This window comes from Spirosoma sp. KNUC1025 (genome assembly GCF_045160025.1).
In the GTDB taxonomy this organism is placed as follows: domain Bacteria; phylum Bacteroidota; class Bacteroidia; order Cytophagales; family Spirosomataceae; genus Spirosoma.
The window spans coordinates 4,821,817-4,844,328 of record NZ_CP087139.1 but is presented as its reverse complement, the minus strand read 5'-3'; the positions used below and the strand labels follow the sequence as shown (position 1 = coordinate 4,844,328).

Genomic DNA, 22,512 nt, shown 5'->3' with positions numbered 1-22,512 from the left:
TTAAACCCATAGAAACGTGGATATTTCCTTAGAAAAAGCCAGCGATACCAACGCTTCACTAAAAATAACGCTGACGCCAGCCGATTATAAGCCAGAAGTAGATAAGAAACTGAAAGACTACGGTCGTAAAGTTCAGTTGAAAGGTTTTCGGCCTGGTCATGTACCTGCTTCCCTGGTACAGAAAATGTACGGCAAAAGCATTCTGGTTGACGAAATCAATTCAATGCTGAACCGGACCGTTAGCCAGTATATCCGTGAAAATAAACTACAGGTAGTAGGTGATCCGGTCCCAAACCGGGAAGAAGCCGATGCAATCGATTGGGATAACCAGACCGATTTTGCTTTCAGCTATACATTGGGTCTGGCCTCTGAATTTGATATCGATTTCAGCGATTTACCTAGCGTAACCCAATACGATATTCAGGCGGGTGATGCCGAAGTAGACAGCACGATTGTCGATCTGCAGAAGCGTTTTCACACCCATACGCACGGCGAAGAAGTTGGCGGAGACGACACGATTTACGGCGAATTAAAGCAGGTAAACGTTGCCGAAGGCGAAACGGGATTCTCGGCTAAAACCGCACTGCCGTTAGACAAAATGGCTGAAGAGTCTAAAGGTCAGTTTGTTGGTAAAAAGAAAAGCGATGTCGTTACGTTTGTACTCGACCAGGCATTCTCCGATGAGCGGGCACGCGCCAATGCAACGGGTGTGAAACCAGAAGAAGCGGCAGCGTTAACCGGCGAATATACGTTTGAGATCGATGATATTACCCGCCACGAACCCGCTGAACTGAATCAGGAGTTATTTGATAAAGTACTGGGTGCTGGTGCCGTAGAAAACGAAGAACAGTTCCGCACGAAAGTGGCTGAAGTTATCCGGAGCAATTATTCGCGTGAATCAGCGCAACTGCTGCGGTTAGATATTGAGAAAACATTGCTCGATAACACGCCGATCTTGTTGCCCGACGAGTTCCTGAAAAATTGGCTGCTGGAAGTAAACGAAGGTAAGTTTACACCCGAGCAGATTGAGGAGCAATACGACGATTTCACGAAGTCGGTGAAGCTTCAGCTCATCAAAAATAAAATTGCTGAAAAAGCCGATATTAAAGTTGAATACGACGAAGTACTGGACGCAACACGTGCCATGGTACGTGAACAATTTGGCTTTGCAAGCAGCGAGGATGAGGAAATGAACAAAACCATTGACCGGATTGCCCGTAATTACCTGGTCGATGAAAAAAATAACGGTCAGAACTACACCAGTACGTTCAATCGGGTGTATGACGACAAAGTAATGGATTATGCTAAGACGCAGCTGACCATCGTATCGCAGGACGTAACGGTGGATGAGTTTAAAGCACTGGTTGAAAACCGATAAGCAATCAAATGCACTTAATAGAAAAGCCTCACCGATGATCGGTGAGGCTTTTTTTAATATGTACAAAGCAGAAAGAATTCTACTGTCGAACAACTTTCAGCGTTTTGGTTTCAGTAGGCGTACTTACTTGCAGGAAGTACAGACCCGGCGAACTACCAAGTTTTAGTTTATGCCGCTCTACCGGTTCGGCCATCTTCACTGCCCGGCTACTGTGAATCTCTCCCAACATATTGTTGATCTGGAGATTAAGCGGCTGCCCCTGCACTCCCCTGACTTCAACTTCCAGCCAGTCAGTAGAAATAGGATTGCCAAGCGTTGTGATCTGTAAGCCTGCACCAGGTTCTGTAGAAGCTATCCGTGCCTGAGGTTGGCTGTTGCAATAGACTGCAAAGTTGAAATCATAGACAACCTTGATGCCGCTCTGTTCTGCCGTAATGATAATGGATTTAGGGTCGTTCCGTAATTCAGCTTCAACAATACCGGTTAAGCTGGCGGGTATATATACCGAAAATACGGTCGAAGGACCACCCGTGTAAATAGAGGAGACAAGTGTCGTGTAGCTGGTTGGGCCCGTCCGTTTTACACCCGGTGCCGTAATGGTGATTGGTGAGCCATCACCTCCGCTTGTACGAATGGTAATTTTGCCCGTTGCACAATCATACAGCGGTTCAAGGATAACAAGAGGCTGACCGTACATAAGCGCTTTATCGGCCTGAATAAATCCAAAACCCGTACGAAAGTCGAAGCCCATGTCGAAACCGGTGGTAAAGGGATCATCCATATCGATAGCGGTTGTTCTCAGACGTAGCAGGATATCGTCCGGACCCATGCTGTTTTTGGAACGCTCCTTTAAGAGTGCTGCTACGCCCGCTGCATGCGGAGCCGCTGCGGATGTCCCAAAGAAATTGGGGAAGCCATCACCTTCCAGATCCTGACCGGGGAATGGCGGAAAGAAAGACGTATTGCCACCATCGGGAGCCGTGATTTCGGGCTTCAGGCGAACTTCAGCCGGGATAGGCTGTCCGTAGGTTGTGAACAGAATGGGCGTACCGCCAGCCGACGAAAACTCTTCTACGACCGGAATTGGGTACCGGGGCGCATTATAAACAGGAGTCCGGTACCAGGGTGTTGCCGCTACAGCAATGGCTCCTTTAGCATTAGCGTGTCCATAAAGCGTACTACTGTGCGTGTTGAATTCAACGGTTGCGTCACCTGCCCAGTCAATCCATTTAATCAGAGCTGGATCTGGCCCATCGTATTTAACCAGCGCAATTTCCAGTTCAATTGGGTTTCTTGATATATTCGTGAGGAACAGGTCTTCATAAGGGTCATCGCCAATATTACTGTTCAGACTCGATAGCGAAGGGATGATATTTCCCTGATAGTACACGATAATGTCGATATCGGTTTTAGCCCCTGATACGCCACCCGAAGCCACGCTTTCCGAATAAAATGGATCAGCCCACTGTAAAAAAAGCTGAAGACTGCGTCCGGGCGGAATCGTAATTTTTTGGGTGATCTTGCCATTGCCGAAATCGTGAGCAGCGCTCCCTGGGATATAAAAGTCAGGAGGAAGCGGAGGGAGTTTCCCCGAATTACGGAAGCCACTGGTATACGATTGACGAGCAGAGTTGCCCGCCGAAGAAAAATAAGTGGCGCCATAGGTTTTGTTGACGTAATTAACGGCCTGAGCAATAATACCATCCTGGAAAAAAGGCTCATTCGTGTAACTAACATCATCAACGATAATATTACAGCCAACCTGGCCCAACTGTAATATACCCAGCGCGAAGTCGACATAGCTGGCAAAAGCAGTGTGAAAAGCAATTTTGGCGCCCGGCGCTACGTCATGCACGATCTCGGCCATTCCCCGGCCTTCATCGATAAGCGCTGAATCATCCTTCAACGCCAGATCAGCCAGCACCTCTACGTTAGGTGGTAAGTCGTCGTTGGCTACGCCAGCAGCCGCCCCGCCGAGGGCGTCATAGGAGTCCGATAGAACACCGACTTTGGAACCTGCCCCCGTTACGTTATAGGTTTGCCGGGCAATATCAGCCCGCATGACAAGATCACCCTGAGAAGTTGTTTTGCCCACTTTCTTTAACGGCTTGTACGCAGGCTTGGCCATGTGCAGCGTCGACACATTACGTAGTAGCCCTAGTTTATCGACGGGGAAATAACCGAAAACGATCTTTTGGTAGTAACGCCCTTCGGTTAATCCCAGACCTTGCAGATCCGCCAGCAGGGCCTGCCCGTCGGCGGCATTGGCAATGGCATTGATAGCGATCATGCCATTGCGTATCTGGGTCCGGTCCATTTTCTTCAATGGGAACTCATCGGATGCGGCTGCCTGCCGAAGGCTACCACTTTTTTGGTTTACGCTTTTGGATAGCGGACCTTCTTTAAGCTGAAGGCTGAGTAAATCCGGGCTAAGTTTGGCTGCTCTGGCCTCTTCCTTAATTTCAGTTTGGCCATACCCTCCTGTTAGGGAAAAGCAGAGTAACAGACCAGCCAACGACGCACCAAGTCTGTAGTGTCGTAAAGGGTTGAACATAAAAGCAGGGGTTAATTGATGAAAGGGTTGATTAACAATACCTTATGGTTATAAGTGCTAGTAAGGTACTAAGGCAAATATCTATAATCAACTGAAATAATAGAGGTCTTTTATAAAAGAAATTTTATAATAGGTTACTAAAGAATTATTTTAAAAAGCTTACTGTCTGTAAATGAATAGTTTACGCCGATAACTTTACTGCTAGGATAGACCTTGGCCCTGCGATAGTTTGATACTATTATTGATTAACCGGTAATAGGAATTGAAATTTGTTTGCAATACAACCATTCGTTATACTTAATAGAAGCAGGTTGATGGGAATCGTTTAAACGGAACGAGGTCCCGTCAACCTGACAGGACCTCGTTAAAAAATCACCCAGAAACTTGCTTATTGGTACTGAATATACATTGGTTTTGGGTCGAGCGCCAGCACCTCTTCAGGAGTCATGATGCGAGAGCCTGGCTTGCGGAAATCATTATCGTAAAACAGCTTGAACCCTGTGTATTGAACGGGCTCCTTCTGAATATAGTCGTGGTATGAATCTTTCTTAAGTACCGGCGGTCCCCATCCGTCCATATCCATCACGATCTGCACATTCGGGTCAAGCTTAATGTTTTTGTAATTCTTGATCATACCCTGGGTAAAGCGGTGCACAACCAGCACTTTGGGCGGAATTTTGTTTTCTTTAACCACGCGGCTCAGAAACTGTACAGCCTGGTTTACGTCAGCCGCGTCGTAGCTGCCGATTTTCGTGCCCGGCTTGGCGCCTGTTACCATCGAAAACTCAGGGTCGATGCCCAGATGGACAAAAGGAAGTTTGAGGTATTTTTCCAGATAAGCCATTTCACCGCCAAGGGCTGCATGACCGCGCTGAATGTCAAGAAAGACTATAGCTTTGTGTTCATTCCCCCATTTGATTACTTTCTTGATGGTTTTGTCCGACATCCGAAGCCGGTAACCACCATCTTTACCGGGCAATCCCTGGGCCGAGATTGCCACCAGGTGCAAAGCTGGCTGAATAGGAGTGGCCGGATCAGCTTTTTGCCAGTTTTTTATTTCCTCATCCAATCGCTGCAGCATTTCTTCTTTCGGATATTTTCCCAGTATCCCCATCTTTTTGGAGTGAGGATTGCCGTAATAAGCGAAGATGCGATGTTTAGGCAGAATGGCTCCCGTAGGGGCATACGTCAGTGAATCGAGGGTGGAATCGCCAGTAGAGACCGCCCGGGTTGACGTCATCGCTCCGGCCGGTGCCGTTCCTTTGGAGTCCGAAGATAGGTTCAGCGGAGGTTTCAGTGGTCAGTTTGCCCGTTTTGGACGTATCGGTAGATTGGGAAGAGCAGCCAGTGAGTTGGCAAACAGCCACTATAAAGAGCGCGGCTAAGGGAAAGCGCATGATAATATTACTTGTTATATAAGACGATTCACAAAAAAAGGGTTACAATTCCGGTTTGCAGAAATGTTAACCCTACGATGCAAGTATAGTATATTATTTGAACTTTTCAAAGGCTCAGTTCGCCCAGACCCTGACGAATGATCGAAAAGTCATCGTCGGTAGCGTCGATAATCGTAGACGCTACGTTGCCCCCGTAACCTCCATCGATGACAATATCGACCAGGTTCTGGAACTTCTCAAAGATCAGTTCGGGGTCTGTTGAATACTCAATAATTTCATCTTCGTCCCGAATGGATGTCGTAATAATCGGGTGCCCAAGTTCGTGAACAATTTGCCGGGGAATATCATTGTCGGGGACGCGGATACCGACCGTCTTTTTATTGGTATTCAGCAATTTCGGTACGCTGTTCGTCGCTTCAAGAATAAACGTAAAGGGTCCGGGCAAGAGCTTCTTCATGAGTTTAAATGCCTGATTGCTCACACGGGCGTAGTCGGCGATGTGGCTTAAATCATAGCAGATAAAGGAGAAATCATTTTTGGCCGGTTTGATCCCCTTAATGCGGGCTACACGCTCCACGGCGCGCGTATTATGGATATCGCAGCCCATTCCATAAATCGTGTCAGTTGGGTATATAATCACCGCGCCATCACGCAGCGCCTTTACAACGTACTCAATTCGGCGCGGGTCGGGGTTTTTAGGGTAAAGTTTAATGAATTCAGCAGCCATGACATACTTTGCAGTTTAATCAATACAGGTTACGGTTTGGGATAAGCTAAGACACAGCCAGTAGGTTGAAATCAGCTTATGGGCAACAGCAAACTGTAAACCCTAATCCATAAACTACAAAAGGTCTAAACCGGTTTCGTTGGCGGGCCCGGAATATGACGGCCAGTCTGCCATTTGAGATAATGGCGGTATAACCCGTTTACCGGCAGATGCATCCGACTGAGCCCCAGGATCAGGCTGGTTACCCAATCTGGTTGTTTAATCTGCTGAAGAAGTTTGCCAAACTGGAGGGCCAGATCGAACTGTTCGGCGTAAAACGCTTTGCGGATGAAGGTTTGTATGCGGTCGCCGAGGGTACGATATTCGTCGGGTGTCGTACAGCGATCATACGCTTTCTGGCAGACAACCAGTGTTGATCGGAGTAAATTGTTATCGGGAAGTATTACCTGCGCCGATAGGGAGTTTGGCAGTTGGCGCTTCTGCATCAGCACCTCATCCACATAAGCATATTGATAAAGTCGGGATGAACGTACCCAGAAATCGAAATCTTCATACGCCAGCGTTTCGTCATAGCCACCCAGTTCGTTTAATACGTCCCGCCGAATCATCATGGTAGGAGTACAAATAAAATAAGATTCCAGAATGGGCTGGAAAATATTGCCCGTCGGTACGTGTAAACAGGCACGGCCCTTTTCGTCGATAGGGTAGTGCAGCCCCATTTCTTCGCCTTTGGCATTGATGTAAGCGGCATTCGAAAAAACCACGGCATAGGGACCGGATAACTGTTCGAACAGTTCGGTTTGTTTGGCAATGCGTTCCGGCAACAGTATATCATCGGCGGCAAGGTCGATAACGTAGCGACCCTTTGCCAGTGCCAGGCCCTGATTGAACGCTCGATTCAGTCCCAGATTGACTGAATTACGGATAAACTGAATGGTGGGATACGATTGGATAAAGGCTGTAATACGTTCTACCGAACGGTCGGTACTGCCATTGTCGATGACGATCAGTTCAACATTTGGATACGATTGATCAACGACCGACTGAAGCGCCTGAATGACGTAATCTTCGTGATTATAACTGGTACAAATGACGCTTACCCAAGGCTTTATCCGATTGAGATAAGGGCTCATCGGCAGGTGATTCGACTGGCTGGTAACAGAAATCATAGACAAGATCGGTAGAGTTCTGTAGCCTGATAGAATCTCCGAGCAAAACAATTTTACGATTTAATAGACTAAAATAAAGCCGTGATCAATGTGAAGGCTTAACTTTTGAGGGAACGGAAACGATTGAAGAAATCAGACATTGGTCGTCAGTGGGAAACGGCTAATCGGCCGTCGTACTGCTGGTGGTTTTGGCGGCTACACTTGGATTCTTTTCGCCTTCGAGGTTATACAGGGCAATGTTCATATCGAACCCAATAATAAGCAGCAGCGAGATGAGGTTTATCCAGATCATCAGCGCAATGAGCGTACCGATGGAGCCATACAGCTTGTTGTAAGAGCCAAAATTGGAGACGTAGTATGAGAAACCGAGGGTTGTCAACACAATCAGAACGGAGGCCGTTACGGCGCCTGGAATGATGAAAATCCACTTCAGGGTTACGTTTGGCCCATATCGGTAAATGACTAATATGGTGGCAACAAATACAGCAAAAACGACAAGATACCGGCCAATGATCAGTAGGTTAATGAAGACTACATTGTCCAGAATCCCAAAGTGGAGCAGATAATCACTGAAAACGCCCCCAATAATCAACACCACCACCGCCAGAAGCAGCGCAAACGCCAGCGTAAACGTCAACCCCACGGCAATGCCTCTGACCTTTAAGAAACTCCGTCGTTCGGGCCACTCATACGACGAATTGAAAGCATGCATCAGGGCAACTGTGCCGTTGGTTGCTGAGTAGAGAGCCAGAATAAACCCCAGCGATAATACCCCACTTCGGGGGCGACTGATGATATCGCGAATCGTTGTATTGACCGTACTAAACGTATCACCGGGCAGCAAGCGTTGAAAAAAGCCCATGATCTGATCTTCCAGATTGTCGATTGGAATGTAGGGGATGAGCGTAAAGAAAAAGATGACCGTTGGAAATACCGCCAGGATAAGGCTGTAGGCGACTGAAGCGGCCCGCTCGCTCGTATCATTATCGGAAATCTTGGCAAACATATGGGTAATGAATGTATACCAGTTATTCCGCGAATTGAACGGCCGATGGGTGTACATCCAGCTACGGACACCCCGCATCGCCTGTAAATTCAATAGTTTGTCGAACATAGCAGCAAGAGAGTCGGTGAGTGAATCAGTACCTGAATTAGCCAGTTAGCGGGTCAATCACCGTTGACGCTCGAACTAACTCACTAAATTTTAACCTACGTCTCGAAAAAAGGTTTGGTCGCGTCAATTAGCTCGACGGGGGCAGCACACGGGCGACCGGTGTCAGTTTTAACAAATACCAGGGTTGTCTGCCCGGTGTTCAGCAACTGACCATCCTGATTGAAAATCTCGTAATTGAACATCAATCGGGTTTTAGGCATTTGCGGAATCGTGACGCGTATGGTCAGCAGATCATCATATTTCGCCGGGCGAATAAACCGTGAATTCAGATCATATACGGGCATCGAAACACCTTTTTCTTCCACCTCTTTATACGTCAGCCCTAAATGGCGGAGGGCTTCGACCCGCCCAATTTCATAAAAACGAGCGTAGTTGCCATAATACACAATGCCCATCTGGTCGGTATCGTAATACCGCACCCGAATATTCGTAACGTCGTAAGTAATCATAAAGAAAGGAGGAGAAAGGAAAATGGAAAAGCAAGAAAGGAACGTAGCGTTTAACTTACCTTCTCCATTTCTCCCTTTTCCTTTCTCCTTTTTATTTCATAATCTTCATTCGGGTCAGCGCGGCCTGATACAGGCGTGCGTTGGCCAGGTGCTCCGATAATGTCTTCGAAAATGTATGATAGCCGTTGAAACTGGCATTGACCACAAAATACAGGTAGTCATGTCGTTCGGCATTCAGGACGGCATCGATCGTAGCGGGAGCAGGCAGGTTGATTGGCCCCGGCGGCAAACCCGTGTACCGGTACGTATTATACGGTGAATCCACCGCTAACTGACGATTCAGCAGTCGACGAATCGTGAAATCACGTAGCGCAAATATCACTGTCGGGTCAGCTTCAAGTTTCATGCCCTGCTTCAACCGATTGAGGTAAACGCCCGCCACACGGGGTTGTTCGTCGCGCTTGTTGGTTTCGGCCGCTACAATGGAAGCCAGCACCTGCGCCTGTGTTTGGGTAAGGCCCAATTCCTTTGCTTTGGCCTGCCGTTCGGGGGTCCAGAATTTTTTGTACTCCTTACCCATACGTTCCAGCAGAGCTTCCGGTTTAATCGTCCAGAACAGCTCGTACGTATTGGGCAAAAACATGCAAACGATGGTCGTTGTATCGAAACCGAATTTTTCGCAGGTAGCCGGGTCGTTCAGCAGATTGCCGAGCGCGTTGGGGCCAAACTCGAATTTGCTGCCCAGTCGCTGAATCAAATCACTTTTCTGACGCATGCTGTTGAACGTAACGGGCATGGCGTCCTGATTGCCACTACGTAACTTGACCAGTGCTTCCCGATTGCCCATCCTGGGTTTGATCTCATACCGACCTTCCTTGACCAGTTCGGGGTATTTCATCATTTTAGCCAGAAACCGGAATGAGGTTTCATCGTTTATGACTTTGTACGTTTTCAGCGTGTCCATCACCGATTCAAACGTAGCGCCCTTTCGGATTAGCAATGCAAAGGTTTTGTCGTCGTCTTTAACCTGCAGATTCGGACTTTTAAACACTTGCCAGAAATAAAAGCTAAAGGTCGTCAGCAGGATGGAAACGGTGAGGAACAGACCAATTTTAAGATTACGCGACATGTTGTAAATGATGAATGATAAATGATGAATTATGAATGAATTATGGATGATTTAAGCACTATTCGATTCATCATTCATAACTCATCATTCATAATTCACTTTGCAAATTTATGGCAAAACGGGACCATTCTGGTATGAAGTATACATTTTTGCTGCTGCTCGTTCTGATCGTGCACTGCGATAGTCGTCGGTAAGTTCGGAAGAGCAGGTAACAGAAACGCCGTTGGGTCAAAGTTTTCCGGTTTCGGGTAAAGGTTCCGAACAACTGGCTACCTTTGTAATGACAAACATCAATTTACAGACTTGTCAATCGCGGCTCAACTTTTTACTCGCCGGACTTCTCGCGGCCCCTCTCTTTACACGCTCTCCTTCTGGTTACTGTCCATCAGTAACTTCCTTTTCTCGGCCAGTTTTTCGATGATGATTCCCGAATTGCCCGCTTATCTTACCAAGCTGGGCGGACGGGAGTACGTAGGGTTAATTATTGCGCTTTTTACGTTGACAGCGGGTTTTTCCCGGCCCTTTAGCGGCAAAATCACCGATACGGTCGGCCGTGTTCCGGTGATGGCGTTCGGGTCGCTTGTGTGTTTCCTATGCGGTTTTCTGTACCCGTATTTGTTGACAGTCTGGGGGTTCCTGACGCTACGTCTGATTCACGGCTTTTCGACAGGAACGAAGCCCACGGCTACCGCTGCTTATGTTGCCGACGTAGTACCCGCCAACCGACGGGGCGAAGCGATGGGCATGCTGGGTTTGTTTACGGCTATGGGTATGTCGCTGGGGCCAGCTATCGGGAGTTGGCTGGCTACCGATTTTTCCATGAACGTAATGTTCTGGACGTCTTCGGCATTTGCGTTGCTGTCCATTGGCATCCTGCTTCGAATGCCCGAAACGCTGGTTAATACACAACCGTTTCGCTTTGGTTTGCTGAAGCTGAAAAAAGAAGAAATTTTCGACAAACAGGCCATACCACCGTTCATCGTTCTGCTATTACAATCGTTTTCGTCAGGGGCAGTTTTAACGGTAATCTCGACACTGAGTATGTCGCTCGGTATTACCAACAAAGGCTTGTTTTTTACGGTTTATACGGTGGCTTCACTGGGTGTCAGGCTTTTGTTCAGCAAGACCTCTGACCGCTACGGACGTGTGCCGGTGTTATGGGTGTCAACCATTATTCTGGCGATATCCATGGGCTTGCTGGTTACTACAGACTCTACTACGCTATTCTGGACGGCGGCTATCTTCTACGGTATGTCGTGGGGCATGAATTCGCCTACGGTGCAGGCCTGGACTGCCGATTTAAGTGACGAACGTACCCGTGGCCGGGCCATGGCAACAATGTATATCGCGTTGGAAGCTGGAATTGGTATCGGGGCCGTAGCGTCGGGCTGGCTGCTGAATCATGCTCCCGGCGAAGCCGGCGTCGATGCTGCTTTTGTTGCTTCGGGCGTGTTTGCGTTGGTGGCAGTGGCGTATTTAAGCTGGTTCTGGCATCGGGATCGTCGGTCGGCTCGTCGCCGGATGGATGGGGCCGACGAAATGGCTTTGCTGGATGGTGAACCATGATGAATGACCTTGAGCCACGAATTCGTCCGCTGGTGGAGGCACTCAACCAGACGGGTATCGTCCGTACCTTTTCGAGTTGTGAGGGCCATTTTGCCGCCAATGAGCAAACGATTGTTGACCGTAATCATGCCGAAGTGCGCTTTGTTCCGGCTGACAACGTAACGGTTCAGGAGGTAGAAAAACTACTGAAATACGTACTGACGCAGTTCAGAACCCGTCATGGACTAATTCCGATTCATCTAACGGCTCATAAACTGTACACTCCCATAGACGAAGATACCCTCGAAGAAACCTTTGTTCTTGACCTTCGCCCCTTCAACCGGTTCGACCCCACCGACCGAAAACGTGCCGATACCGACCGCGCTATTGAGCAGACAATCAGGATAATCAACAGTTTGTAATGAATAATTTTTAGCTGCTCATTCTTGCTTCTCCATTAGCAACGTTACATTATCAATTATTCATTACCCATTAATTTCATCCACGATGAACTGGAACAGCGACCTGTATACGCAGAAACATGCGTTTGTCTTTCAGTACGGTGAAGGATTGCTTGAAGTGCTTGATCCAAAACCCGGCGAACGAATTCTTGACCTGGGTTGTGGCTCCGGCGAGCTAACTCAGCGTATTGCAGAATCCGGGGCAACAGTAATAGGCATCGACTCGTCGGCAGACATGCTGGAAAAAGCAAGGACACAATTTCCGAACCTGGAATTCTATCAACGGAGTGCAACTGAATTTTCGTTCGATGAACCGTTTGACGCTATTTTTTCTAACGCCGTGCTGCATTGGGTGGCCGACTATGAAACGGCTGTTCGGCAAATGGTGAAGGCGCTCAAACCTGGTGGTCGATTAGTGATTGAGTTTGGTGGAAAAAACAACGTAGCGATAATCGTGGATGCCGTTGCCCGGCAATTAGAAAAGTTTGGTTACCCATTTACTCTTTTCTGGTTTTTTCCGTCAATTGGTGAATACACGCCCGTTCTGGAACGATATGGATTTGCTGTGCGGCTGGCGCAACACTACGATCGTGATACATTATTGAGCGATCCGGAAACTGGCCTGACCGACTGGATCGAGCAATTTGGCGGGTACTTTTTTGAGAACGTAACGCCGTCTGATAAAACAGCCATACTTGAAGCGGTCAACGTAGCACTGCGTCCTGTTTTATTTCGTGATGGGCACTGGTATGCCGATTATAAGCGTATCCGTATTATTGCAGAAAAATCGCTTTAGCCTTTCGAGGCAATGGCTTACTCTGTGTCTCACTTAAAAATTCAGTGATTAATGACCTTTATTACACAAACTCAACGCCTTGGGGCTATTCTCATTGGAGTAGCAATCTTTTCGTCCTGCAGCCGCCCGACTGCTTATTTTCAACGCGGCTCTTATGGGCCTTTATCTACTTACAACGCCCCAACTGCACAGAGCACTACGTTGTCAGCTGAATTGCCTACACCTGTCGATGCAACAAGCTCACAGACGGAAGCTTACGTTCGGGCGGATGATAAGCTAAGCAGCACTAAAACGGTGGATGGTCGTATGGCTCGGGTAAAGAGTCTGCTTGCCGCAAATCATACAATGCCTGTGGCAAAAGCGACATATCCCGCCCGCAAACTGAACGTAGTGGGGCGGTTTGTGCTTAAGAAACTGAACCGGAAAATAGGAAAGCAGCTTGCGCCTAACAACCCGGAAAAAACAATGATTAGACAACTGCCACTAATTGGCGGCATTGTCTTGCTGATTGGCGGGCTGGTCCTTTTGATCGCAGGTACAGGTACGGCCGCGTTTATCGGGCTGATTGTCGCGCTTATCGGTGCCGTTGGGGTAATCACCGGTTTGTTTGGGATTTAATCTCAAGATTTTCAGAGACTACAAGTTGACGCTTGTATATAAAACGGGGGCCAGATGACATCCAGGAAGAAGAACATTCTTCAGGTGTTACTTGGCCCCCGTTTGGTAATTAGATGAACCGAGCGAAATTGATGCTCAGCTTACAGAATGAACTGACTTAAATCCCGATTCTTGACTAATCCATTCAGCTTGTCGTGGACTAGTTCTTTTGTCACAACCACCTTGGCATTAGCCCCGATGACGTCAGGAATATCGAACATGAAATCGTTCATCAAATGACTCAGAACGGTCTGTAACCGACGAGCACCGATGTTTTCCACTTCGCTGTTGACGTCAAAAGCAATGCGGGCCAGTTCACGTAACGAGTCGTCCTGAAACGTCAGTTCGACATCTTCAGCGGCCAGCATGGCTTCATATTGTTTCGTCAGGGCATTTTTAGGTTCTTTCAGGATGTGGTAAAAATCATTTTCGGAAAGACTCTGTAGTTCTACCCGGATTGGGAAGCGTCCCTGCAATTCAGGAATCAGGTCGCTGGGCTTGGCTACGTGGAAAGCGCCGGCAGCAATAAACAGAATATGGTCGGTATGAATAACGCCGTATTTAGTGTTTACGGCGCTGCCTTCCACAATTGGCAACAAATCACGCTGAACCCCTTCGCGGCTGACGTCCGGCCCGCCACCACCGTTTCCGGAGCGGGCAGAGGCTACTTTGTCAATTTCATCGATGAAAATAATACCGGCGTCTTCGGCCTTCCGGATCGCTTCTTCCTTCACCTCGTCCATATCGATGAGTTTGGCGGCTTCTTCTTCCAGCAGAATTTTACGGGCCTCGCCAATGCTTACTTTCCGCTTTTTGCCACGTTTAGGCATCATATTGCCGATCATCTCCTGAATATTCATCATCGACAGGTCATCGACGGCCCCGCCCATTACGCCAATATTCGGTACCTGGTTCTGTTGCACGTCAATATCGATTTTGCGGTCGTCCATTTCGCCCGAACGGATTTTTTCGCGGAAACGCTCGCGGGTACGTTCGTTCAGATCGGCGTCTGGATCACCTTTACGTTCGGGTTCAAAACCAAGCTGGCCGTTGGCAGGCTTAACCGGCGGAATCAGAATGTCGAGTATGGCATCTTCAACCTGCTGCTGCGCTTTCACCTGAACGGCTTCTTTCTTAGCGCCCCGCACCATATTGACGGCTTGTTCAACCAGGTCGCGAACCATGCTTTCTACGTCGCGCCCGACATAGCCGACCTCCGTAAATTTTGACGCTTCAACTTTTATAAACGGCGCATCGGCAATTTTGGCGAGCCGACGGGCAATTTCAGTTTTACCGACGCCTGTCGCGCCGATCATCAGAATATTATTAGGCGTGATTTCGCGTTGCATATCGGCGGAACTGTTCATCCGGCGCCAGCGATTGCGTAAGGCGATCGCTACGTTGCGTTTGGCATCGTTCTGGCCAATAATGTACTGATCTAATTCGGCGACAATCTGCCGGGGAGTAAGGTCTTTGAGTGATTGGGTCATTGAATTCGTAAAGCGTAATGAATAGAACGCTTTGAGAAAGAAACGCAGGAAATTAAAAATTGTGCCAATGGTACGGAAAAATTGGGATTTTTGCCGTTATCATTATAATCTCCAGTGTCCCCGCTTTGCTTTTGAATCGTTAATTATGTCCAGCATGAAGGTTAGTCATATCGTTCTTTTTGTATTTGGTATTACGTCGGTAATTGCCCAAACTCCCATCCAGCTAATTCCGCAACCGGTCAGTGTACAGCCCCAGAATGGTGTTTTTACGCTCACTAAGTCTACAACAGTTCAGTATAATCAGGCCGAGGGACGGGCAGTTGCCGACCTGCTGATCCAACAGCTGAATGGCCCGACAAACTTCGGACTGAATGCAAAGCAGGGGAAAGGTGGAAAAATTCAGTTGAACCTGAATGCTACGCCCAACGCGCAGCTTGGCGAAGAAGGTTATTCACTCGATGCTTCTCCCAAAGGTGTGCTGATAACGGCCAACCGTCCGGCGGGGTTGTTTTATGGCATACAGACGCTGACTCAATTGCTGCCAAAGGAAATTGAAAGCAAAACGGCCGTTGCTAAAACCTGGACGCTGCCTGCCGTTCGGATTACGGATTATCCGCGTTTTGGCTGGCGTGGTGTCATGCTCGATGTAAGCCGTCATTTCTTCACGAAAGCGGAAGTTAAACAGTACATCGACCAACTGGCGAAGTTGAAATTCAATACGTTTCACTGGCATCTAACCGACGATAATGGCTGGCGGATTGAAATAAAATCCCTGCCTAAACTTACGCAGGTGGGTGCATGGCGTGTAGAGCGGTCGGGCCATTTCGGCGACCGTGCCGACCCTAAACCTGGTGAACCTACGCCCTACGGTGGTTTTTACACGCAGGATGACGTTCGGGAAATCATTGCATTTGCGCAGGCACGTAACGTAACCATTGTTCCCGAAATCGATGTGCCTGGCCATAGCATGGCGGCTCTGGCGGCTTATCCCGAATTGAGCTGTACCAAAGCACCCGTTAGTGTGAATCCCGGAACGCCATTTTCGGACTGGTACGGAAACGGTACGTTCAAAATGAAAGTCGAGAACACCCTCAACCCGTCAGATGAGAACGTCTATGCGTTTCTGGACAAGGTGTTTACTGAGCTGGCTGCGCTTTTTCCTAATCCGTATATCCATGTCGGGGGCGATGAGTGCTACAAAGGTTACTGGGCAAATGATCCTGGCTGTCAGGCTTTAATGAAGCAGCTGAATATTCGCCACGTCGAGGATTTGCAGGGCTATTTTATGGGACGTATCGAGAAAATATTGACGGCTAAAGGCAAAAAAATGCTAGGCTGGGATGAAATTCTGGAAGGAGGTATTTCGCCAGGCGCTACAGTGATGAGCTGGCGGGGCATCAAAGGCGGTATCGAAGCGGCACAGGCCGGTCACAACGTAGTGATGACGCCCTCAACCTTCGCCTATCTGGATTACACGCAGGGTGACCCTACGGTCGATCCTCCCATTTATGCAAGCCTGCGCACTCAGAAAAGCTACAGTTACGAGCCAGTACCCGATGGCGTTGATGCCAAATATATTCTGGGTGGACAGGGGAATCTCTGGACCGAGCAGATTCCGACGTTACGGTATGCCCAGTACATGACTTACCCACGAGCGTGGGCGCTGGCGGAAGTTTTCTGGTCGCCGAAAGAAGCGAAAAACTGGCCAAATTTTGTAGAACGTATGGAAAATCACTTCGGGCGGGCAGACGTAGCGCAGATCAATTACTCGCGGGCTATTTATGATGCCATCGTCCGGACGAGTATGAAAGATGGCAAACTACGGCTTGAACTGGCGGGCGAAATTCCGGGGCTAGATCTGTATTATACCCTGGATGATACCATGCCCGATCAATTTTCAACAAAATACAGTCAGCCCGTTGATTTGCCTGACGGCCCGATTACGTTACGTGTCATTACGTATCGTGCCGGAAAACCCATTGGACATTTGATCACACTCACCCGCGATGCCCTACAAAAACGGGTTGGTCGTTTTTAAAGTAGAGAGTAGGAGTGAGGTTTAGATTGTATATTGATTTATAGGCTTAGCAGAATTCTTTCCAAGTGATTCGAAATTACCTCCCTCTGATTATATACCATTAAATGGCCTCCCTCTGGTATAATAAGATCTGGGATTGTAAACTGAACAGGAATGATTCGATCTCTTGTGCCATGTATCTGAATTAAATTAGGTGGTATAAGATAGTTTTCCCAATTTACGATTGCTCGAATAGCCCATTTTAGAAAATGTTATTCTACTTGACATAACCATCCGCTTTTTGAGCCGATCAGACCCTTTAAAGTGCGTCTCTTCCAAGCGAAAATCCCGCTTTTTGAGACGTTGGAAAAACGTCTCGATGCGTCACCGATACAAATGGGAAACGGCAAATCGAAAGGTGAACTCATTTCTTGATTTTAAATTTCATCATGTAGAGATGCGACCCATGCCCCTTGCATCACGCCCAGCACAGCCTGTATCTTTGACTGAACAATAATGAGTCAACAGCGTATGCGCAGACGATGGCTGGTATGGGTTTCCATGTTGCTTCTCCTAACGATAGCGGGGCTGGCGCAACCATCTGACGTATCCTTTCTGCATTATTCAACAGACAATGGACTCTCAAACAACGTCGTTACGTCGGTTCTGAAAGATCGGCAGGGATTCATGTGGTTCGGAACCGTAAACGGACTGAACCGTTTTGATGGCCTGCGCTTTACCGTATACAAACGTACCGGACGGCCAGACGGGTTGCCCGGAAATTACATTGTTAACGATGGATTAAGCCTGGATGCCGACGGTTTTGTCTGGATATCGACCAATCGGGGGCTTTGTCAATATAATCCGCAAACCGATCGGTTTCAGGCTATTCCGCTCCCACAGCAGCGCGACCAGGTGGCCGACAATGATTTTGTGTCGCCGGTTCGCTTTGATAGGGCCGGGATGGGTTGGTTCGCATCCGTCGACCGGTTGTATCGACTTGAGCCACGTACCCACCGGTTAACGGCTTTTCCGGTGCCGAGTGTATTGCCCAATGCGTTTGCCATTCCGATTCCTGACCGGCAGGGTCAGGTTTGGCTGCACCATTGGAGCGGCCTCTATCGCTTCGACCCAACAACGCGCCGGTACACGTATTATATGGGTGCAGATGACACTCACCCAAAAGCTCCCGAGCGGGTTTACGTACTAACCGAAGACAAAAGCGGTCAGGTGTATGCACTACTGGATGGAGGCAGGGTAACACGTTTTGATCCTGCCTCCAATCGGTTCGTTACGTTGTTTACCTGTCCCGGTACGGTTACGGCGCTTGAAAAAGATCGTTTGCCCGATGGTCGGGAGTTTTTCTGGCTGGGGAGCTTCAATAAACTGATCCGGTACATCCCTGCCGATAAACGGTTTACTCAATTTACGCATAATGCCAGCGATCCATTAAGTTTTGGGGGCGGCACGATTGGCGTTATGCAAACGGACCCGCATACGGGTATTGTCTGGATAGGAACTACGGAAGGTATTGCCAAAATAGATCCTGTATCGCTGAAATTCAGTCGACGATGGCTACCCGCATCGGCAGACGGTGCGCACGAAATGGTGGAAGTGATCCGGCAGGACCGACGGAATGATGAGCTCTACTGGATTCTTGGAAACCATACGCTTTATCAGTGGAACCGACGTAGTGATTCATTAAAGACAATCCTGATCAATGGGACGGCACCCCGGAACGATCCTGCTATGATCTGATTCAGGACGATAAGGGCCGTATCTGGATTGGGATGGGTCGTGGGCTGGGCATTTATGATCCTGCCACAAATCGATGGCGGATTCGCCAGGACATTGGTCCCGGAAGCAACCCGGATCGTCTGACGGTCCATGCTCTTTGCCAGGGAATGGATGGGCGAATCTGGATAGGAACGCCGGATGGCCTTTTCTGGTGTGATCCGAAAACCGACCGAATCCAGTACTGGCCGTTATCCCGAAACAGACCCAATCCGGTACGTATGAATCAACTGCAAACGGATCAACAGGGACGTATCTGGGCGCAAACACGCCAGGGACTGTTCTGGATAAATCCAGCGAAGGGACAGACGAAGCGGCTTCAGTTGCGGGGACTTAACGCTACAATTCAGCCATCCGACCGACTGCACAGTACGTTTTATGTAGATCAGACCGGAAACGTATGGATTTCGGGTATCGATTTTCTGGTAAAGACCGATACAAGCGGACGCGTTTTTCAAACCTATACGCTAGCCAATGGTCTTCGAGCCGATCATATTTTTGGCATTATCGACGACGTTCGTGGGCATATATGGCTCGGAACGGATGAGCAGCTTCATGAGTTGATTCCAGCTGGGTCGGGTACTAAATCCGGTCATTTTCAGTATTACAACAAAGCAAACGGATTATTCGACAATACTCAGTTTAAACTCATCAGCCGTGATCGGCAAGGGCGGTTGTTTATGGGGTATGCGGGCGCCTTTAACTATTGGAAACCCGAAAATCTGCGTCAGAACAACGTACCGCCCCCAGTTGTCATTACACACATCCGAATCAATAACCAGCCGCGTCCAGTGAGCCAATCGATTCAGCTTCAGCCGGGCGAAACCACACTAGCCATTGACTTTGCCGCCCTCAATTTTAGTCAGCCCGAAAAGAATCGCTATGCATATCAACTGGTTGGGTTCGACCCGGAGTGGGTGGCAACCGACGACCGTACCGCGACTTACACGAACCTGGAACCGGGCCAGTACAGCTTTCGGGTGAAAGCCGCAAATAACGACGGCATCTGGAACGTACCGGGTGCTACCCTGGCCGTTGAGGTTGTGCCGCCTTACTGGAAGACGAACTGGTTTCGATTGCTCGCGGGCCTGATTTTGGCTAGTATTCTGTACGGAATCTATTGGTATCGCGGGCAGCAACGGCAGCGTCTGGAGCGTATCCGCGACCGGATAGCGACCGACCTGCACGACGATATGGGTTCTACGCTGAGCAGTATTCGAATTTTTAGCGACGTAGTGCAGCTACAGATTGCTTCCACGGCACCCGAAGCAGTACCGATTCTGCAACGGATCAGCGCCAGTGCAACGGCCTTGTCGGAGTCGATGCAGGACATCATCTGGACAATCCAGACCAAGCATGATAGACTGGAAGACGTAGTAACCCGGATGCGGGAGTTTGGGCTGAAAATGGCGGAAGCCAAAGGTATTGTTTTCCAGATGCAGGTATCGGATCAGTTTGAGAAAACCCGTTTGAACGTCGAACAACGCCGAAATGTGTACCTGATTTTTAAAGAAAGCATCAATAACGCTGTCAAATACGCCAATCCTTCCCAAATTAATGTCCTGTTGACTATTGAAGTTGGAAAGCAGCTTCACCTGATTATAAAAGATGACGGTCAGGGTTTCGATCCTGAAACTGTACAATCGGGCAACGGGTTAATCAATCTGCACAAACGCGCCCGCGAAATACGGGGTACACTTACGCTAACGGCCAAACCAGGAGCCGGAACCGAAATAGAACTGTTGACCAGGTTATGAGCAATTCCATTAGACTGATTTATTACGAAGACAACCGCGACCTGCGCGAAGGTATTTCTTTTTTATTGCAGGCCACGCCAGGACTTGACTTGCTAGGCGCCTTTCCGAACTGCCGCAATCTGACCGACGAAATCAGAACGTTACGTCCCGACGTGGTACTCATGGACATCGATTTGCCGGGTATCAGTGGTATTGAAGCCGTGCCGCTGGTAAAAGCCGCTTCACCCCAAACGCAGGTGCTTATGCTGACGGTATTCGATAATGAAGAGAAAATATTTCAGGCAATACGTAACGGTGCCAGTGGATATCTGCTCAAACATACACCGCCGTTGGAGATCATAGCCGCCATTTTCGATATTCACCGGGGCGGTTCCCCCATGACCGCCAACGTAGCCAGACAGGTGCTTCGTTTCTTTCAGCAGCAAAACGCGCTGCCGCCAATTGCCACTACAGTCAGAGAAAGTCTGCCGGAGCCGAAACCGGAAGCTGACGACTATAAACTTTCTGCCCGCGAACTGGATATTGTGAAAGGGCTGGTAGCGGGTTTCAGCTATAAACTCATCGCCGACGATCTGCATATCAGTATCGATACGGTACGTTCGCACATCCGGCACATTTACGACAAACTGCAGGTCAATTCCAAAACCGAAGCCATCCTAAAAGCCATGCGCGAAGGGCTTGTGTAAAAATTGGTATATGTAATGAAATTTACTGATACTGATAAAATGAAGCCAACGGTGACCAATACTAAAATTTATTAGCTAGTGCCAAACGTTGTGATGTTAAAATTGAAATGTAGGTTGCAATAATTTTTTAAACATAGCTACCGACCATTTTATGAGGTATTTATAAATTAAAAAAAATGGACTAGATATTTTACAAAAAAAATGAAAAAACCGAGGAAGTTTGTACGCGTTAAACGCTAGGTCTCCTACCGATAATTTATAAAATATTACAGTCCAGTAGCTTATAAAAATAATGTATAATTTTAATCTGATGACGAGTCTCTCTCTTAATAAAATTCGTGTATACATAGTGTAAAATTTGTGATGGAAAGACGACTTGGGCTTATAAAGTTTGTTGATAATTAATTCTTGAATTTCAAATACCTTCTTGTCGATTTTGATATCTTTATTGATGCAAGTTGGTATACTCACTCTAAATAATGTATTAGCTAAGCTAACGCCAACAAGTAATATTCTTTTAATCTTAAGTCTTTCTGCTTCTTTTACAATTTCTTCCCAGTTAACCCAGTTATCATTTGCAAAGATTGAAAAGTCAAGTATAAACCTAAGCTCGTTCCAACTGTTTCTTAAGCCATGATGAATACAAGTTGTTATAATTAAATTTTTTTTAGATAATACCTGAGCCTGTATGCCATAAAATAATTCTTTTTCGGATTCTAACCATACTTTTTCAATAGGGTAACAAAATAGTTCAGATTCATCGGTAATATTCCAGTGTAGATCCAATACAACGGTTCCTTTCTTAAAAGGGTAGGAATGTCGTCTTTCAAGGTCATCTTCCAGATAAACCTGATTCGGACGTTCATATCCACTCAGAACTAATACTTCAATCGCTTTACCTATATCATCCTTTCGTATTATAATGTCTAAGTCTCCTGACTGTCGCCAGACAGCGTTCCCATAAAATTGTGCAATTGTCATACCCTTAAACGGTATCAACGGGATACTATATTGATTAAATAAAGTAATAATCCCTTTTAATTCATTTAATAGCATAAAGTGATTTTCAACGGCTGTAGAATAAGAGCTACGAAAATAGGAAGCTGTGGTATTTGGAATCCATATAGTGGGTATGTCATTTAAGCTTTTTCCTACGATAATACTTACGTTGTGTATAGAAGCTAATTCTAAAAATTTGTGCCAATTAATCTGTTTTTCTGCTACATAGTTAATTAGGGTATTCTTTTCTAACTTCGAGCCCAGATGCCTTTGCAGGCAAAGAATCAATAAAGTCAATTCAAAATCTGAATGCTGATCGTTATGCATAACTTT

At 47.6% G+C, this 22,512-nt stretch carries 18 protein-coding genes; 9 read left to right on the top strand and 9 right to left on the bottom strand.

The features are described 5' to 3' along the window. Positions 1-16 precede the first annotated feature (16 nt). The gene (tig, locus tag LN737_RS21210) at positions 17-1,378 is read left to right on the top strand and encodes a trigger factor (RefSeq protein WP_405511820.1); all 1,362 of its coding nucleotides are present in this window, start codon (positions 17-19) and stop codon (positions 1,376-1,378) included. Between the two features lie 79 nt (positions 1,379-1,457). Here tig and LN737_RS21205 read toward each other — a convergent pair whose 3' ends face one another. The 7 genes from LN737_RS21205 to mltG all read right to left on the bottom strand — a co-directional run bounded on the left by LN737_RS21205 (position 1,458) and on the right by mltG (position 9,977). Beyond that, entirely contained in the window at positions 1,458-3,932 is a 2,475-nt protein-coding gene (locus LN737_RS21205) for a S8 family serine peptidase (protein WP_405511819.1), read from the bottom strand. 388 nt (positions 3,933-4,320) lie between these two features. Beyond that, entirely contained in the window at positions 4,321-5,172 is an 852-nt protein-coding gene (locus LN737_RS21200; protein WP_405511818.1) for a hypothetical protein, read from the bottom strand. 263 nt (positions 5,173-5,435) lie between these two features. After that, positions 5,436-6,056: an L-threonylcarbamoyladenylate synthase gene (locus LN737_RS21195; protein WP_405511817.1), complete on the bottom strand. Its 621-nt coding sequence runs from the start codon at positions 6,054-6,056 to the stop codon at positions 5,436-5,438. Positions 6,057-6,181: 125 nt separating this feature from the next. After that, positions 6,182-7,225, bottom strand: coding sequence for a glycosyltransferase family 2 protein (locus LN737_RS21190; protein ID WP_405511816.1), 1,044 nt, complete (start codon positions 7,223-7,225; stop codon positions 6,182-6,184). A 160-nt stretch (positions 7,226-7,385) separates the two neighbouring features. Beyond that, positions 7,386-8,339 carry a YihY/virulence factor BrkB family protein gene (locus LN737_RS21185; RefSeq protein WP_405511815.1) on the bottom strand — a complete coding sequence of 318 codons (954 nt, stop codon included), beginning with the start codon at positions 8,337-8,339 and terminating at the stop codon, positions 7,386-7,388. Positions 8,340-8,434: 95 nt separating this feature from the next. Next, entirely contained in the window at positions 8,435-8,848 is a 414-nt protein-coding gene (locus LN737_RS21180) for a thioesterase family protein (RefSeq protein WP_405511814.1), read from the bottom strand. Between the two features lie 91 nt (positions 8,849-8,939). Beyond that, a complete protein-coding gene (gene mltG / locus LN737_RS21175; RefSeq protein ID WP_405511813.1) occupies positions 8,940-9,977 on the bottom strand; it encodes an endolytic transglycosylase MltG in 1,038 nt (345 codons plus the stop codon). A 303-nt stretch (positions 9,978-10,280) separates the two neighbouring features. On the opposite strand from mltG, the gene LN737_RS21170 reads away from it, so the two are divergent. From LN737_RS21170 to LN737_RS21155, 4 genes are all read left to right on the top strand, one after another. Continuing rightward, positions 10,281-11,543 (top strand): MFS transporter, encoded by a 1,263-nt coding sequence (locus tag LN737_RS21170; protein ID WP_405511812.1) that lies wholly within the window; start codon positions 10,281-10,283, stop codon positions 11,541-11,543. Then, entirely contained in the window at positions 11,540-11,944 is a 405-nt protein-coding gene (locus LN737_RS21165; protein WP_405511811.1) for a hypothetical protein, read from the top strand. Before LN737_RS21170 ends, LN737_RS21165 begins: the two co-directional genes overlap by 4 nt. Positions 11,945-12,029: 85 nt before the next feature. After that, positions 12,030-12,779 carry a class I SAM-dependent methyltransferase gene (locus LN737_RS21160; protein WP_405511810.1) on the top strand — a complete coding sequence of 250 codons (750 nt, stop codon included), beginning with the start codon at positions 12,030-12,032 and terminating at the stop codon, positions 12,777-12,779. Between the two features lie 51 nt (positions 12,780-12,830). Continuing rightward, positions 12,831-13,397 (top strand): hypothetical protein, encoded by a 567-nt coding sequence (locus LN737_RS21155; RefSeq protein WP_405511809.1) that lies wholly within the window; start codon positions 12,831-12,833, stop codon positions 13,395-13,397. Between the two features lie 140 nt (positions 13,398-13,537). On the opposite strand, the gene hslU is transcribed toward LN737_RS21155, so the two are convergent. Further along, positions 13,538-14,926: an ATP-dependent protease ATPase subunit HslU gene (gene hslU, locus LN737_RS21150; protein WP_405511808.1), complete on the bottom strand. Its 1,389-nt coding sequence runs from the start codon at positions 14,924-14,926 to the stop codon at positions 13,538-13,540. A gap of 154 nt (positions 14,927-15,080) precedes the next feature. Here hslU and LN737_RS21145 point away from each other — a divergent pair, with 154 nt between their 5' ends. The 4 genes from LN737_RS21145 (at position 15,081) to LN737_RS21130 (ending at position 21,180) form a co-directional block, all read left to right on the top strand. After that, the gene (locus LN737_RS21145; protein ID WP_405511807.1) at positions 15,081-16,964 is read left to right on the top strand and encodes a beta-N-acetylhexosaminidase; all 1,884 of its coding nucleotides are present in this window, start codon (positions 15,081-15,083) and stop codon (positions 16,962-16,964) included. A 495-nt stretch (positions 16,965-17,459) separates the two neighbouring features. Then, the gene (locus tag LN737_RS21140) at positions 17,460-18,701 is read left to right on the top strand and encodes a two-component regulator propeller domain-containing protein (protein WP_405511806.1); all 1,242 of its coding nucleotides are present in this window, start codon (positions 17,460-17,462) and stop codon (positions 18,699-18,701) included. 32 nt (positions 18,702-18,733) lie between these two features. Continuing rightward, complete coding sequence (locus tag LN737_RS21135; protein ID WP_405511805.1) at positions 18,734-20,494, top strand: sensor histidine kinase; 1,761 nt, start codon at positions 18,734-18,736, stop codon at positions 20,492-20,494. Further along, positions 20,491-21,180 carry a response regulator transcription factor gene (locus LN737_RS21130; RefSeq protein ID WP_405511804.1) on the top strand — a complete coding sequence of 230 codons (690 nt, stop codon included), beginning with the start codon at positions 20,491-20,493 and terminating at the stop codon, positions 21,178-21,180. Before LN737_RS21135 ends, LN737_RS21130 begins: the two co-directional genes overlap by 4 nt. A gap of 96 nt (positions 21,181-21,276) precedes the next feature. Here the strand turns inward: LN737_RS21130 and LN737_RS21125 are convergent, their stop codons facing one another. Then, the gene (locus LN737_RS21125; protein WP_405511803.1) at positions 21,277-22,506 is read right to left on the bottom strand and encodes a nucleotidyltransferase family protein; all 1,230 of its coding nucleotides are present in this window, start codon (positions 22,504-22,506) and stop codon (positions 21,277-21,279) included. Positions 22,507-22,512: the final 6 nt, after the last annotated feature.

What these genes read in the sequence shown, in the direction of transcription:
- LN737_RS21205 (WP_405511819.1), bottom strand. Translation starts at nt 3,932, where the DNA reads ATGTTCAACCCTTTACGACACTACAGACTTGGTGCGTCGTTGGCTGGT.
- LN737_RS21200 (WP_405511818.1), bottom strand. Translation starts at nt 5,172, where the DNA reads ATGACGTCAACCCGGGCGGTCTCTACTGGCGATTCCACCCTCGATTCA.
- LN737_RS21195 (WP_405511817.1), bottom strand. Translation starts at nt 6,056, where the DNA reads ATGGCTGCTGAATTCATTAAACTTTACCCTAAAAACCCCGACCCGCGC.
- LN737_RS21190 (WP_405511816.1), bottom strand. Translation starts at nt 7,225, where the DNA reads ATGATTTCTGTTACCAGCCAGTCGAATCACCTGCCGATGAGCCCTTAT.
- LN737_RS21185 (WP_405511815.1), bottom strand. Translation starts at nt 8,339, where the DNA reads ATGTTCGACAAACTATTGAATTTACAGGCGATGCGGGGTGTCCGTAGC.
- LN737_RS21180 (WP_405511814.1), bottom strand. Translation starts at nt 8,848, where the DNA reads ATGATTACTTACGACGTTACGAATATTCGGGTGCGGTATTACGATACC.
- mltG (WP_405511813.1), bottom strand. Translation starts at nt 9,977, where the DNA reads ATGTCGCGTAATCTTAAAATTGGTCTGTTCCTCACCGTTTCCATCCTG.
- LN737_RS21165 (WP_405511811.1), top strand. Translation starts at nt 11,540, where the DNA reads ATGATGAATGACCTTGAGCCACGAATTCGTCCGCTGGTGGAGGCACTC.
- LN737_RS21160 (WP_405511810.1), top strand. Translation starts at nt 12,030, where the DNA reads ATGAACTGGAACAGCGACCTGTATACGCAGAAACATGCGTTTGTCTTT.
- LN737_RS21155 (WP_405511809.1), top strand. Translation starts at nt 12,831, where the DNA reads ATGACCTTTATTACACAAACTCAACGCCTTGGGGCTATTCTCATTGGA.
- hslU (WP_405511808.1), bottom strand. Translation starts at nt 14,926, where the DNA reads ATGACCCAATCACTCAAAGACCTTACTCCCCGGCAGATTGTCGCCGAA.
- LN737_RS21145 (WP_405511807.1), top strand. Translation starts at nt 15,081, where the DNA reads ATGAAGGTTAGTCATATCGTTCTTTTTGTATTTGGTATTACGTCGGTA.
- LN737_RS21140 (WP_405511806.1), top strand. Translation starts at nt 17,460, where the DNA reads ATGAGTCAACAGCGTATGCGCAGACGATGGCTGGTATGGGTTTCCATG.
- LN737_RS21135 (WP_405511805.1), top strand. Translation starts at nt 18,734, where the DNA reads ATGGGTCGTGGGCTGGGCATTTATGATCCTGCCACAAATCGATGGCGG.
- LN737_RS21130 (WP_405511804.1), top strand. Translation starts at nt 20,491, where the DNA reads ATGAGCAATTCCATTAGACTGATTTATTACGAAGACAACCGCGACCTG.
- LN737_RS21125 (WP_405511803.1), bottom strand. Translation starts at nt 22,506, where the DNA reads ATGCATAACGATCAGCATTCAGATTTTGAATTGACTTTATTGATTCTT.